Annotated in this window: 12 protein-coding genes and 1 pseudogene; 3 read left to right on the top strand and 10 right to left on the bottom strand. The window is 39.1% G+C overall.

The annotated features are described in order from the left end of the window. Positions 1–431 (top strand): tyrosine-type recombinase/integrase (locus HMPREF0023_RS09480; RefSeq protein WP_008941973.1); only part of this gene is annotated, 431 nt, incomplete at its 5' end. Positions 432–505: 74 nt separating this feature from the next. Then, a pseudogene (locus HMPREF0023_RS16305) lies at positions 506–796 on the top strand (integrase); the annotation flags it as partial. 112 nt (positions 797–908) lie between these two features. Here the strand turns inward: HMPREF0023_RS16305 and HMPREF0023_RS09475 are convergent. The 8 genes from HMPREF0023_RS09475 to HMPREF0023_RS09440 all read right to left on the bottom strand — a co-directional run bounded on the left by HMPREF0023_RS09475 (position 909) and on the right by HMPREF0023_RS09440 (position 11,270). Beyond that, positions 909–1,274: a copper-binding protein gene (locus HMPREF0023_RS09475; protein ID WP_005091401.1), complete on the bottom strand. Its 366-nt coding sequence runs from the start codon at positions 1,272–1,274 to the stop codon at positions 909–911. A 33-nt stretch (positions 1,275–1,307) separates the two neighbouring features. After that, entirely contained in the window at positions 1,308–4,454 is a 3,147-nt protein-coding gene (locus HMPREF0023_RS09470; protein WP_005091403.1) for an efflux RND transporter permease subunit, read from the bottom strand. A gap of 13 nt (positions 4,455–4,467) precedes the next feature. After that, positions 4,468–5,967, bottom strand: coding sequence for an efflux RND transporter periplasmic adaptor subunit (locus tag HMPREF0023_RS09465; RefSeq protein WP_005091405.1), 1,500 nt, complete (start codon positions 5,965–5,967; stop codon positions 4,468–4,470). Further along, positions 5,967–7,271: a TolC family protein gene (locus HMPREF0023_RS09460; protein WP_005091408.1), complete on the bottom strand. Its 1,305-nt coding sequence runs from the start codon at positions 7,269–7,271 to the stop codon at positions 5,967–5,969. Before HMPREF0023_RS09460 ends, HMPREF0023_RS09465 begins: the two co-directional genes overlap by 1 nt. 80 nt (positions 7,272–7,351) lie before the next feature. Further along, the gene (locus HMPREF0023_RS09455) at positions 7,352–7,756 is read right to left on the bottom strand and encodes a hypothetical protein (protein WP_005091410.1); all 405 of its coding nucleotides are present in this window, start codon (positions 7,754–7,756) and stop codon (positions 7,352–7,354) included. A 131-nt stretch (positions 7,757–7,887) separates the two neighbouring features. Continuing rightward, positions 7,888–9,717, bottom strand: coding sequence for a ferrous iron transporter B (gene feoB / locus HMPREF0023_RS09450; RefSeq protein WP_005091414.1), 1,830 nt, complete (start codon positions 9,715–9,717; stop codon positions 7,888–7,890). Then, positions 9,707–9,964 (bottom strand): FeoA family protein, encoded by a 258-nt coding sequence (locus HMPREF0023_RS09445; RefSeq protein ID WP_004699719.1) that lies wholly within the window; start codon positions 9,962–9,964, stop codon positions 9,707–9,709. Before HMPREF0023_RS09445 ends, feoB begins: the two co-directional genes overlap by 11 nt. 10 nt (positions 9,965–9,974) lie before the next feature. Further along, positions 9,975–11,270, bottom strand: coding sequence for a cation transporter (locus HMPREF0023_RS09440; protein WP_005091417.1), 1,296 nt, complete (start codon positions 11,268–11,270; stop codon positions 9,975–9,977). Positions 11,271–11,354: 84 nt separating this feature from the next. Between HMPREF0023_RS09440 and cadR the strand changes: the two genes are divergently transcribed. Continuing rightward, complete coding sequence (gene cadR, locus HMPREF0023_RS09435) at positions 11,355–11,759, top strand: Cd(II)/Pb(II)-responsive transcriptional regulator (protein WP_004880426.1); 405 nt, start codon at positions 11,355–11,357, stop codon at positions 11,757–11,759. Positions 11,760–11,808: 49 nt separating this feature from the next. On the opposite strand, the gene HMPREF0023_RS09430 is transcribed toward cadR, so the two are convergent. Together HMPREF0023_RS09430 and HMPREF0023_RS09425 are read right to left on the bottom strand one after the other, a co-directional pair. Further along, positions 11,809–12,690: a copper resistance protein B gene (locus HMPREF0023_RS09430; RefSeq protein ID WP_005091419.1), complete on the bottom strand. Its 882-nt coding sequence runs from the start codon at positions 12,688–12,690 to the stop codon at positions 11,809–11,811. After that, the coding region (locus HMPREF0023_RS09425; protein WP_005214811.1) for a multicopper oxidase domain-containing protein at positions 12,677–13,363 on the bottom strand (687 nt) is incomplete at its 5' end. The genes HMPREF0023_RS09425 and HMPREF0023_RS09430, both read right to left, overlap by 14 nt.

The following is a 13,363-nucleotide window of genomic DNA, read 5'->3' as shown; positions in this document are numbered from 1 at the left end:
CATTTCCAATAGAAGTGATGAAGAAAGCTAGAATCCATGTATTGCCAATTTCAGATCAGGCATATAAGGTTTTGCGGCAGCAGTATGAAATATCAGGTGATAGCATTTTGGTGTTCCCTGCTATTTTTAGCAAAAAGAGTAGCGGGATGCTTTCACCATCAACTTTAAATAGCATGTTGGAGTATATCGGTCTTAAAGATGTAACTACTCATGATTTTAGAGCCACAGCATCAACCTTACTATATGAAAAAGATTATGAAGAAGCGTGGATAGAGAAACAATTAGCACATGCTGAATCTAATAAAACTAAAGCCTCTTATAATCATTCTAAGCATCTAAAACAAAGACGGAAAATGATGCAAGATTGGGCTGACATTGTTGACAGTTGGAAGACTGAAGAGAATATAAATGAAAAAAATAAATGCGTATGAAGTTAGGATATTGGCTGACTGGAGATTTTAAATAATTTGTATTAGCTCAAACCTAAGCTGACAGTTACCGATATTTGCTTTCGGATATGTCTGTGACTACATTTATAAAATACATGTATAAACAAAATGGCTTAGGCTAGATAGATCCAAAACAAAACAGAGTGATCACGACACATGGTTTCCACTCTACATTCCGTGATTGGTCAGCCGATAAAACGGATTATTCACGGGAAGTTTGTGAGCATGTACTTGCCCATAAACTTCCCGATGAAGTTGAAGCTTCTTACTTACGTGGAGGGTACCTTGAAAAACGTAAAGGTTTAATGGCTGATTGGACTGAATTCTGTTGTACACACTTTAACTAGACATCATAAAACGAATGCTTCAGCCTTAGATGGCTGAAGCATTCGTTTTAAAGGGAATTACACAGATTTTTTTACAGGCTCTGTACTCTTGATATTAGTTATACTTTTGACATTACTTGTTTTCTGGTTTAACACTTACGATTGTGTAAATTTCACCATCTGCTTTTAATTCAAAGTCAACTTTATCTCCTACAGTTAAACCATTTAATAAGGATGGGTCAGCAACTTTAAAGCCCATCTTCATTGCTGGCCAATTAATCGCAGGAATTGCTTCATGGTCGAGTGTTAAAATATTTTCATTCGTATCAATAGCAGTAATCACCCCAACGGCTTGAGCCGTTGTAGCGGTAGAAGACTCCTTATTCATCTGCTCCATAGGTGCGTCTGCTTTCTTCTGCTCTGATGCTTCATTTTTACTACATGCGCTTAATGCAGCAATAGTGGTAACAAGAGCAATAATTTTCATGAATTTCAACATAATAAAACCTCTTTAGACGAAATAATAAAACGATCAATGTGTTGATAGTTTTCTTTTGATTAAAAGCTGATATACAGCCGGGATAACAAACATTGACAGTAGAGGAGCTGAAATCATGCCCCCAACCATAGGTAAAGCAATACGGCTCATCAATTCAGAACCTGTCCCAGTCCCTAAAAGTATAGGAATTAAGCCTGCCAAAATGACGGCAACCGTCATGGCTTTAGGACGAACGCGTAGTACTGCTCCTGTTCGGATTGCATCATTGAGTTGTTGCTCCGTTAAGGATGTCGTTGAAGAAGATAGGTTTTGCTGTGCATGTTCAACTGCTTGCTTCAAATAGAACAACATGACTACACCAAACTCAGCAGCAACACCTGCAAGTGCGATAAAACCAACTGCAATCGCAACTGAAAAGTGAAAACCGCTCAAATACATGGCCCATATACCACCAATCAAAGCAAAAGGTAGCGTTGCCATAATCAGAACTGCATCTTGTACTTGTCTAAAAATCAAATAGAGCAGTAGAAAAATAATCATCAATGTAATTGGAATGATGACTTTTAAACGCGCATTAGCACGTTCCATAAACTCAAATTGCCCTGTATAGCTAATGCTCATGGCAGAGGAGCGTTTTACTTTTTGATCAATAGACTGCTTCAAATCTTGCACAACCGAAGCTAAGTCACGTCCCTGTACGTCTACATAAACCCAACCGCTTGGGCGAGCATTCTCACTTTTTAGCATTGGAGGGCCATCTGTAATTTGAATATTGGCAACACTACTTAATACAATTTGTTGTCCAGATTCAGTTACAATCGGTAAATTTCTCAAAGCTTCCAATGAGTCTCGAATCTCTCGTGGATAACGTACATTAATAGGATATCTTGCTAATCCCTCAACAGTTTCACCAATATTTTCCCCGCCAATCGCAGATGATACAATTTGCTGCACATCGTTGATATTGAGGCCATATCGTGCAGCCTGCATACGGTTAATATCGACATCAACATATCGACCACCTGTGAGTCGTTCAGCCAAAGCCGAGCTAACTCCGGGCACCTGTTTAGCCACTTGTTCAATTTGCTGTGCTACCCGATCAATATCTTGCAGATCATTTGCTGAAATCTTAATCCCGATTGGACTTTTCACCCCAGTTGCCAACATATCAATCCGGTTACGAATAGGTGGCACCCAAATATTCGTTAAACCCGGTACTTGAACTGCTTCATCCAGTTCTTTTACTAATTTGTCAGGTGTCATACCTGAGCGCCATTCAGACCGTGGTTTGAACTGAATCGTGGTTTCAAACATTACTAAAGGCGCAGGGTCTGTTGCTGACTCAGCTCTCCCTGCTTTACCAAATACTGTCGCAACTTCTGGAACCGTTTTAATCATTCGATCTGTTTGCTGTAACAGTTCTGAGGCCTTAGCTGCGGACAATCCTGGTAAAGCTGAAGGCATATACAGTAAATCACCTTCATCCATATTCGGTAGAAATTCTCCACCTAATCGAGTTAAAGGTAAAAGACTAATAAGGAAAATTAGCAACGCACCAAATAAAGTGGTCTTTGGATGAGCTAAAACCTGATCCAACATAGGTCGGTATATTTTGATGAGGAAACGGTTCAATGGATTACGCTGTTCTGAGGGTAATTTCCCGCGGATCCAATAACCCATCAAAACAGGAATCAGGGTAATGGATAAACCAGCTGCCGCTGCCATGGCATAGGTTTTGGTAAACGCCAGAGGCGAGAACAAACGTCCTTCTTGCGCCTGTAAAGTAAAAATAGGAATAAAAGATAAGGTAATGATAAGTAAGCAGAAAAATAAAGCAGGACCAACTTCACTGGCGGAACGGGCAATAATATTCCAGCGTGCTTGAGTTTCTAATACTTGATTGGGATGTTCATGCTGCCAAGTCTCTATATGCTTATGTGCATTTTCAATCATCACAACCGCTGCATCAACCATAGCGCCAATAGCAATGGCAATCCCCCCCAGTGACATGATATTGGCATTTAGGCCCTGATAGTACATGACTAAGAAAGCCGACAAAATCCCAAGTGGTAAAGAAACAATAGCTACCATTGCTGATCGTAAATGCCAGAGGAAAAGTCCACAGACTAAAGCCACGACAATAAATTCTTCAATTAATTTATGACTGAGATTCTCGACTGCCCGATCAATCAGTTTACTGCGATCATATACAGGAACAACCTGCACTCCTTTCGGTAAACTTTGTTGCAATTCAGCCAGTTTCGCTTTCACAGCAGTAATCGTTTCACGTGCATTCTTACCAGCCCGTAAAATCACAACACCACCAACAGTTTCACCTTGTCCATTCAGCTCAGTGATACCACGACGCATTTCCGGTCCGAGTTGAATTGTTGCAACATCACCTAAAGAAACAGGAACACCCAAACTATTTGTTCGTAGTGGAATCTGGCGAAAATCATCTAAAGTTTTTAAATAACCAGAAGCTCGTACCATATATTCCGTTTCAGCCATTTCAAGGACTGAACCACCAGTTTCCTGATTAGCCTTTTGAATCGCCTCAATGACATTGTTTTGTGTAACACCTAAAGCCGCCATTTTGCTTGGGTCTAAGACAACTTGATATTGCTTAACCATGCCCCCAATCGTGGCAACTTCAGCCACATTAGGTAATGTCTTTAGTTCATACTTTAAAAACCAGTCTTGTATGCTTCTCAGTTGTGCAAGGTCATGTTGTCCTGTTGGATCAACTAATGCATATTCATAAACCCAGCCAACTCCAGTAGCATCGGGTCCTAACGACGATTTTGCATTCGCAGGCATTTTTCCCTGAATCTGGTTTAGGTATTCCAATACACGAGAACGGGCCCAATAAAGATCGGTATGTTCATCAAAAATGACATATACAAATGAATCACCAAAAAAAGAATAACCGCGAACAGTTTTAACACCGGGCACCGATAACATGGTTGTTGTTAAAGGATAGGTCACCTGATTTTCAACAATTTGTGGTGCCTGACCGGGAAAATTAGTTCGGACAATCACTTGTACATCAGACAAATCTGGCAAAGCATCAACCGGTGTATTCTTTACAGCCCAAGTTCCCCAAGCTGCCAAAACTAAAGCTGCCAACAAAACAAATATGCGATTCGCAATTGAAAAACGAATAATACGAGCGATCATAATAGTTCTCCCGTTAGTTCTTCAAAGATGCCATAGACATCTTGGAAATGTCAGAAATAACGTAAGCATCTCCAACTTTTGTAAAACTAAAGTTGACCTGGTCACCTTGCTGAATTCGGGTAAATGGTTGTACGGGCTGTTTAAAGCTCATGGTCATAGCACCCCAACCCAACTCAGGAATAGCCTGATGTGAAATAGTAACTTCCTGAGCTGTGACTTTTTCAACTTTTCCAATGCCTTGATATTTTGATGTCTTAACTGCTTGAGAGGGGGTAATAGATTTTCCAGTATTCAGCTTATCCAATACGCCTTGCAAATTTGCTTCAGAATCAATCAGAAATTGTCCTGAAATCACTACTTTCTGACCAGCTTTCAACCCTTGCAGGACTGCAATTTTATTGCCATCACTTTGACCTAACTGTACAACAACAGGTTCAAAACGTCCTTGCTCATGCCCTACAATGACAACATTCCGAGTACCTGTCCGTATAACAGCTTGCTCTGGTATAACCAAACTGCTTTGGGGATTATTTATTATATTGACAGAAGCAAACATCCCTGGCTTAAGTTGACCACTAGGATTTGGTAATTCAATCCGAACTTTAATAGTTCTTGATGTTGTATCTAAGGTAGGCAAAATGTCGATAACTTTGCCAGTTACTTTTTTAGAAAAAGCAGCAAAATTGGCTTCTACACTCATACCTCGTTTGATTCCAGCAATTTGTCTTTCAGGAACGGCTGCCTCTAGCCAAATCGGGTTGATACCTTTAATTGTGGCCAAGGTTTGTCCCATAGCCAAAGCCATACCATTGCGGACTTCTAGTGAATCAATAAATCCACTAATGGGAGCTTGCAAAGTTATATTAGATTGCACTCGACGAGTTCGCTCAACTTGATGAATCACATTTTGTGGTATTCCTAAAAGCTGCAAACGTTGACGGCTTGCTTGAATAAGGGAACGATCTCCAGTACGGAGCACAGCTAAAAATTCAGTTTGCTCTCCAGTCCATTCGGGTATTGAAATATCAGCTATAGGGCTTCCTTCGGTCACCATATCTCCAACAGCATGCCCATACACTCGCTGAACAAAGCCACTTGCTCTAGTTTGTAAAATAGCTGTTTGCCGTTCATTTGCTTGTAATATGCCATTAGTAAACATGGCATTTCCAATTACAGCCTGTTCAACAGTGCCGTAACGGATGGCTAAATTTTGTTGAAGAGATGGATCTATTTTGACTGTAGGACGACTTTCATCCGTCATCGCAGTATTTTCGTCTGCATATTTAGGTACCAGTTGCATGTCCATAAAAGGAGACTTGCCTGGCTTATCAAAATGATGTTCTGGTTTCATTGGATCGTACCAATAAAGCACTTTAGCATCCTGCTTCTGGCTTACCAATGCCGATTGAGAACCCTCTTCCTGATGAGCAAACCAATATCCGGCACCGCCACCTACGACAAGACTAATTGTGGCAACTCCCATGACAGTCATTGCCAATTTATTTCTTAACATTATAGCTGCTCCTCAGCATGGTTTAAGGTCGGCTCTTCAAAGGCAAAATAAAGTTGTGCTGTTGTAATTGCTTGTTGTTGTTGAAGATCAATAAGTCGCAGCTGTTGTTCTAAAAGAGCTTGCCGGGCAGTAATGACATTGGACAAATTGCTTTTACCAGCTTGGTAGCTTGCCAACTGTAAACCCACTTTTTGTTTAGCGAGTGGAATACTTATTTGCATTGCACGTCTAATTTGCTGATCAAGCGCATCAAGATCAGATAACCCATCATCCAGCATGGTGAGATATTCACGGTATTGAACTTCTTGATCGGCAATGATCCGGTTTTGTTCGGCTAAAGCTGCCTGAATGAGGGGACCACTACGTTTTTTTGAAAATACAGGAAGCTCAGTTGTCAGTTGTACACCGATCATATCGCCAAACTCTGGGGCACGATGCCGGTATGCAAGCTCAATCCCCCAATCAGGCTTTTGTAAAGCTTGAGCTTGTTTCAATTTTGCTTCAGCAGTTTTCTTTTCAGCCTGAAAAGCTTTTAATTCAGGATGCTGATGCAAGTGATGATACAGCTTTGATGTATCAAGATGGATGGATGGAGCTTGGTCAGGTAAGGTTTCAATTTGAGTAAGGTTTTCGGTAGGCTCTGCACTGATCAAGCGATGCAACTCTAGCTTGGCTTTATTTAAATCACGAAGCAAATCATCCTTCTGGTCAAGCAATACCGTGGCTTCTTGTTTTGGATCAAGTGCATCAGCAACCATTGTCCGACCAGAGGTGACCTGTGTTTGGGTCATCTGAGAAAGTAATCGATTCTCTGAAAACAGTTCATCGTATAGCGCCAATTTACGCTCAAGATAAAAACGTTTAAACCAAGCAGATGCAACTTTTTGACGTAACTCAATACGTAGAATCTCAGTTTGAGCAGTGACTGAACCCAATTCAGCTTTTGCTAACTCGACCTCGGCTTGTCTTTTGGCGCGGTTTGGAAAATCTTGCATAACGCCAATTTTCTGCATGGTCATGCCATCTTGTGTGACTGACCATGACGCATCACCAGATATAGGATAATTCTCCAAACCGACAAATAATTTAGGGTTGGGTAAAATACCTGAAGCTAAAACTACATTCTCAGCCCCTTCAATTTGGGCACTATTTACTCTTAAAGTTGGAGCATATTGCTCAGCAAGCTTCAAAGCTGTATCCAAAGTCAGTGGCTGGGCATAGACTTGACCATAGACTAGAGAAAAACAGATCACACCTATCGGCCATCTCACCCTGCGAGATAGCTTTTCTTTATAAAATTTCATATTTTTAGCTCTAAAATGATATACACGCGCACGCGCAGAACATCCATAAAAAATGCTATGAATGACGAAGAATTATCAAATTAGTTAGAGCGTGGGGGCTTCCATAAATTGGAAGGATCAGATGAGGTGAAATTTTGATTTAATGGAGAAAAAGCAGACTGTTCCACAGGGGAAGAAACCATAGATTGCAAAACACCTAGTGCTGTAGATGTATATGCAATTTTAGAAAATGACATAATACAATCTTGCTTAGACATACATGATGGATCATGTAATTGCTTCTTAATCTTTAGTTCAGCTTTCATACAATCCATGTGCATAGCACTTGCTTTTTCATGATCTTCAGAATTCATCATTTGCATGGGTTGCATATCTTGAGATGACATTAAACATGGACTATGTACAGATGCAGCTGCTGCTGCCGATCCTACGATGAGGATAGCAAATGATAAAAACAGCGAAAGGCATGTTTTTAACCAGTGCATAATGTCATGACCAAAATTTAAGCTTTTTTAGTTTTACAGATTCTTAGTAAAATAACAATCCTATAATTAATTTAAATAATTACTTAGACAAGAGCATGGTTGTTGATATGAATCAACAACCATGCTCTAGATTAAAAACGACTCACAACTTGATAAGTTATGAAAGAGAATAAGTAGGCCAACGAGAAAAGATAGATGGCCATTATGGTTGGCTGTTTCCAACTCCCTGTTTCTCTTCTGATAGTTGCCAATGTTGCTAAACAATGTGGAGCAAAGATAAACCAAACCAATAGTGACATCCCTGTCGCTAGTCCCCATCCATCAGGACCCGATATTTGAGATAATAAGGTTTGGGTAACTGCATTCTCATCACCAGACATTGCATAGATTACCCCTAATGCAGCAATAATCACTTCACGAGCTGCCATGGCAGGAATCAAAGCAATACAAATTTCCCACGTAAATCCAATCGGAGCAAATATTGGATGGATTAGATGTCCTAACTGTCCAGCAATACTATAATTGATTGGTGGCATTGTTGGGTTATCAGGTGGTAATGGGAACGTTACCAAGAACCATAATAAAATAGAAAGTGCGACAATAATTCCACCAACTCTTTTTAAGAATATAGTCGCTCTATCATAAAGCCCCAAAGCTACATTTCGAACATCTGGAATACGGTATGTAGGTAATTCAAAAATGAAAATACTTTCAGTTTTATCTTTTCTTACTAATTTCAGGAATAAAGAAACCAATAAAGCGGATACGATTCCTGACATGTAAAGCCCGAACAGAACTAGACCTTGTAAACTGAGCCAACCATAAACCAACTTGTTTGGAATGAATGCAGCGATCAGCAAAGCATATACAGGTAATCGTGCAGAACACGTCATCAAAGGTGCAATCATAATCGTTGCCAAACGATCTCTTTCAGAACTGATACTCCGTGTTGCCATAATTCCTGGGATGGCACAGGCAAAGCTTGAAAGCAACGGAATAAATGAACGCCCACTTAAGCCTGCTTTAGACATCAGTTTATCCAACAAAAAGGCAGCTCTAGGTAAGTAACCTGATTCCTCTAAAACTAAAATAAAGAAAAATAAAATAAGAATTTGAGGCATATAGGCAAGCACACTACCTGCACCCGCAATCACACCGTCAACAATCAAACTTCTTAGAAGTTGGTGCGAAATTAAAGGTCCAACAGCCCCACTAAACCATGTAATCGAATTTTCAATAAATGCAATGAAGGGTTGTGCCCAAATGAAAACAGCCTGAAACATTACAAACATGGTAAAGGTCAATATTAATAATCCAAAAAATGGATGTAAGAATATTTTGTCTAAGAAAGCCGTTCGTTTATCACCATTATCATTCTTCAATATGACCTGTTTTGTAATATCTTTGATTTGGTCGAAATGATTTAGATCAGAATGATAAGGGGAAATAAACAAATTTTTTTGGTCTAACTGCGTTAATAAACCCTGAATCCCTTTTGTCTTTACAGCTATCGATTCAACAACAGGAATACCTAAGAGCTGAGATAATTTTGATGTGTCAATCGAGATACCACGTTTTCTAACCTCATCCATCATGTTAAGAACAAGTAACATTGGTCTGTTTAAAGCTCTGACTTCAAGTACAAGACTTAAATGAAGATGAAGATTCGTAGCATCCACAACACATACAAAAATATCAGGTATAACTTCACCTTTTAACTCGCCAAAACAGACTGCTCTAGTTACTTCTTCATCTAAACTACTTGGCTTTAAACTGTAAGTCCCAGGTAAATCCAGTACTCGAACGGTATCACCAGATGGCAGTTTAAAAAATCCCTCTTTCCGTTCTACCGTTACCCCAGCATAATTTGCAACTTTTTGACGAGTCCCTGTGAGGGTGTTAAAAAGTGATGTTTTACCGCAATTAGGATTACCAACAAGTGCAATATTTTTAGTGTCCATTGGTAATCTCTACAAAAATTCGTTCTGCTTCATTTTTTCTTAAGGCGAAACGCGAGGTTTCGATTTGAACCAACACAGGATCACCACCAAAAAGCCCTTTCGCAAGCACTTGTAAGGATTCACCTACTCTAAAGCCCAGCAGTTCTAAACGCTCCAGAACAGGATCATTTTTATCTTGATACTGTTCACCCTTTTTAAGATCAATGATTTTTACAGTCTGGTCTTGCTTTACTTGAAATAAATTCATTGTCAGCACCCTACTTCAACGCCAAAATTTTTCGAGCGCCATTCAGTACAAACAGTGAAACAAGAATACCAATAATCAAATCTGGGTAAGCTGAACCAGTCCATGCGACAAGCACACCTGCTAAAATAACCCCCATATTTACTATTACGTCATTAGCTGAAAAGATCCAACTCGCTTTCATATGGGCTCCGCCATCTCTATGCCCAGAAATGAGATACAAGCACGTCACATTGGCAATAAGTGCTAAGAAGCCAATAATGATCATCAAATCTGACTCTGGTTCACTACCGAACATGAAACGTCTGACAACATCAATAATAACGATCAAAGCTAATAAAAGTTGAATCCATCCTGCAAAATGAGCTGCTTTTAATTGGTATTTAGCCGCTTTCCCTACCGCGTAAAGTGCTATACCGTAAACGGCCGCATCAGCAAACATATCAAGAGAGTCCGCAATGAGCCCCGTCGATGCGGCAATAATTCCACTTATGAACTCAATAAAAAAAAGAACACCATTAATCGCTAGTAATAATTTAAGGACTTTCGCCTGCTTAGTCGGATCTGGTGTTTCAGGCAATTCCCCAGTGGCTTTTACTGTTTCCACGAGCTTTGCACCAAAACCTAGGGCTTCAAGTTTTGTGGTAATTTCATTAATCCCATTTGTATGGAAAACAACTAACTGTCTTTGTGCCAAATCAAATGATAAACCTTTAACTTCATGCATGGGAGAAAGAGCCATTTTGACCATTTGCTCTTCTGCCGAACAATCCATCTTTGGAATCAGAAAAGTACTGGCTTCTTGTGCTTGCTCTTTATTTTCATAAGCTTCAGTTTTATTTAATTTTGCTCCAAATCCAAGAGCTTCAAGTTTTGCAGTGATTTCATTATTTTCACCATTATGCAGAACTTTTAGGTTTCGTTTTGGCAAATCAAATACCAGCCTCTTAACATCTACTAATGAAGATAAAGTCATCCGAACCATTTGTTCCTCTGCGGAGCAATCCATTTTCGGGATGTTATAGTCACTGATGAAAGTCGCAGTATCTTTACTCCCCCGAATCGTTTCAGGTGAAGTTATCGAATCCGAACCACAACATGAATTCGACTGCGTAGAACATTGCTGGTTACTACCGCAGGTATCTTTTTCATCAGGGTTAGGTCCATGTTGTACTTCGTTACCACAACAAGAACTCTTACTTTTTTCAGTAGCTAAACCTTTACTCTTACAAGAATCTGTTTCTGATTCATTTTGTTTTTGCTTAGTGTCTTCACAAGAACTTTCTTGATTACAACCGCAACCACTCATTGATGTGCCTATAGTCATATCTTCACGTATTGCATATTAAAATCCCTATAGCTACTATAGAGTCAATAGATTAGGTGACTTGAAATGAACTTAAAAATTGGTGAATTATCCCAGCTATCTGGTTGCCCTGTTGTTACAATACGATTTTATGAAAAAGAAGCTTTATTACTAGCCCCTAATCGTTCGGAAGCTAATTATCGACTTTATAACAAAGACCACTTAGAGCGGCTTCTATTTATTCTTAATTGCCGAACTTTGAATATGAGCTTGGACGAAATTAAAATTTTATTAGCATACAAAGACAAACCTTGTGGAAACTGTAATTCTATTAACATCTTAGTTGATAAACATATTCATCAATTAGAACAAAATATCCAAAAACAGATTCAGCTTAAGCAACAACTTTCTGATTTAAGAAGTAAATGCTCTGGTTTTTTGGAAATTAACTCTTGTAAAGTACTTGAAGGGTTATCCGTAAGTTTAAAATAATTAAGAATGAACAATGGAATATCACCATTATTCATTCTTAATGAAATATTTAGAAAACTAATTCAATACCTGCCCCGTATAACCACCCCTTTTCAGAATCTGTAGCTTCTTGAAAAGGAGTTGATTTTTGTCCTTTCTCATATTGATAAGCTATATCAACAAATGGTCTAATACGTTTGCTAATCTCATAACGAGTTTTAATACCTGTCTTCAATTCTGACAATCCCGTCCTTGATGCAAAGTCGGAATTATCATTAAAGACAACATCTGCTTCAATATATGGCTGAGTAATCAACTTTTGAGTGAGTAATAAATCACGGTCGAAATCAAAACTAGCTCCCCAGAAGTTGTCTTTTCCACCATAAAGGTAAGCTTTGGTCTCAAAGAAATAAGGAGCAAGACCTAATATACCAACAACACCATCGACTCGATCGCTGTTCTTGTTATTTTTATCCTCGCTGTATCTTAGACCAGCTTGTACATCCCAAAATGCTGCAACATTTCTACTGTAAAGAGCTGATACATCATATTTGGGGTCATTACTCTCCGCTTTATTCATATTAGCTTCAACAAACATTCGATTTTCATCTGTTCCAATCAATGTTTCGAAACTCGAACCTAAACTGCCTTTACCATCTTTATCAACTATCCACTCATTGGAAAATTTAGTTGTTTGGTAAATCTGCCCACCATGCTCGTTCAGATGTTTATCATGATTTTGGCTAAGAGCTAATTTGCCTTTTGAAGTACTTTGAGCAGCATTACGTTCAACATAGCCTAATCCTCCAGCTTCTTTTAAAAGCACATTCATACTTGACGTACTCTTATTTAGATTTTCAGTCGAATTATCATTAGCAAATGCCATACCTGCTAAACCAATTAAAGCAACTGATAAAAGTGTTTTTGAAAAAAGTTTTTTAGTGGTTTGCATGTTGATTCACTCCCTTATCATTTGCATGGGGTTGGGCAACGATACTTTTTGAATCAACATCATTGCTATCTACATTTGCCACAATGAGTTTGTTCATCATTCCAGCTGCCATGTGATATAACAAATGGCAGTGGATAGCCCATTCACCTAATTCATCAGCAGTAAGTAAAGTTGTAACTGTTTTCCCTGGTGGCACAATGATCGTGTGTTTATTTGGCATATTACTTGGATCTTGACCATTTTCAAGCTGCATAAACATACCGTGCAAGTGCATTGGGTGAGCCATCATACTGTCATTCACAAATTTCAAGCGTATACGTTCCCCATATTTCACTTTGAATGGTTCTGTTTCATTAAACTTCTTACCATTAATTGTCCAAATGTAGCGCTCCATATTCCCACCAAGACGGATTTCCATTTCACGTTCAGGGGCACGAGTATCTGGTTGAGGGTTTAAAGATTGTAAATCACTATACTGGAGTGCTTTTTGACCAACGGGTGTTGAAGCATTTGCCCATCCAAATACGGTATTATCATTCTTGTCTGAAGCCGACTTAACAGTAGCGCTATTCATCGGCATATCATGATTCATACCTTTCATAGAAGACATATCGTGATTCATGCCTTTCATAGAAGACATATCGTGATTCATGCCTTTCATAGAAGACATATC

The sequence above is a fragment of the Acinetobacter sp. ATCC 27244 genome, from assembly GCF_000156555.1.
GTDB classification, from domain to species: Bacteria; Pseudomonadota; Gammaproteobacteria; order Pseudomonadales; family Moraxellaceae; genus Acinetobacter; species Acinetobacter haemolyticus.
Note: the sequence above shows the minus strand (reverse complement) of the source record. Positions and strands in the feature narration are given on the sequence as shown.

Bases quoted from the DNA above. Each gene is read 5' to 3' on its own strand.
- HMPREF0023_RS09475 (WP_005091401.1), bottom strand. From the start codon at position 1,274: ATGTTGAAATTCATGAAAATTATTGCTCTTGTTACCACTATTGCTGCA.
- HMPREF0023_RS09470 (WP_005091403.1), bottom strand. From the start codon at position 4,454: ATGATCGCTCGTATTATTCGTTTTTCAATTGCGAATCGCATATTTGTT.
- HMPREF0023_RS09465 (WP_005091405.1), bottom strand. From the start codon at position 5,967: ATGTTAAGAAATAAATTGGCAATGACTGTCATGGGAGTTGCCACAATT.
- HMPREF0023_RS09460 (WP_005091408.1), bottom strand. From the start codon at position 7,271: ATGAAATTTTATAAAGAAAAGCTATCTCGCAGGGTGAGATGGCCGATA.
- HMPREF0023_RS09455 (WP_005091410.1), bottom strand. From the start codon at position 7,756: ATGCACTGGTTAAAAACATGCCTTTCGCTGTTTTTATCATTTGCTATC.
- feoB (WP_005091414.1), bottom strand. From the start codon at position 9,717: ATGGACACTAAAAATATTGCACTTGTTGGTAATCCTAATTGCGGTAAA.
- HMPREF0023_RS09445 (WP_004699719.1), bottom strand. From the start codon at position 9,964: ATGAATTTATTTCAAGTAAAGCAAGACCAGACTGTAAAAATCATTGAT.
- HMPREF0023_RS09440 (WP_005091417.1), bottom strand. From the start codon at position 11,270: ATGAGTGGTTGCGGTTGTAATCAAGAAAGTTCTTGTGAAGACACTAAG.
- cadR (WP_004880426.1), top strand. From the start codon at position 11,355: ATGAACTTAAAAATTGGTGAATTATCCCAGCTATCTGGTTGCCCTGTT.
- HMPREF0023_RS09430 (WP_005091419.1), bottom strand. From the start codon at position 12,690: ATGCAAACCACTAAAAAACTTTTTTCAAAAACACTTTTATCAGTTGCT.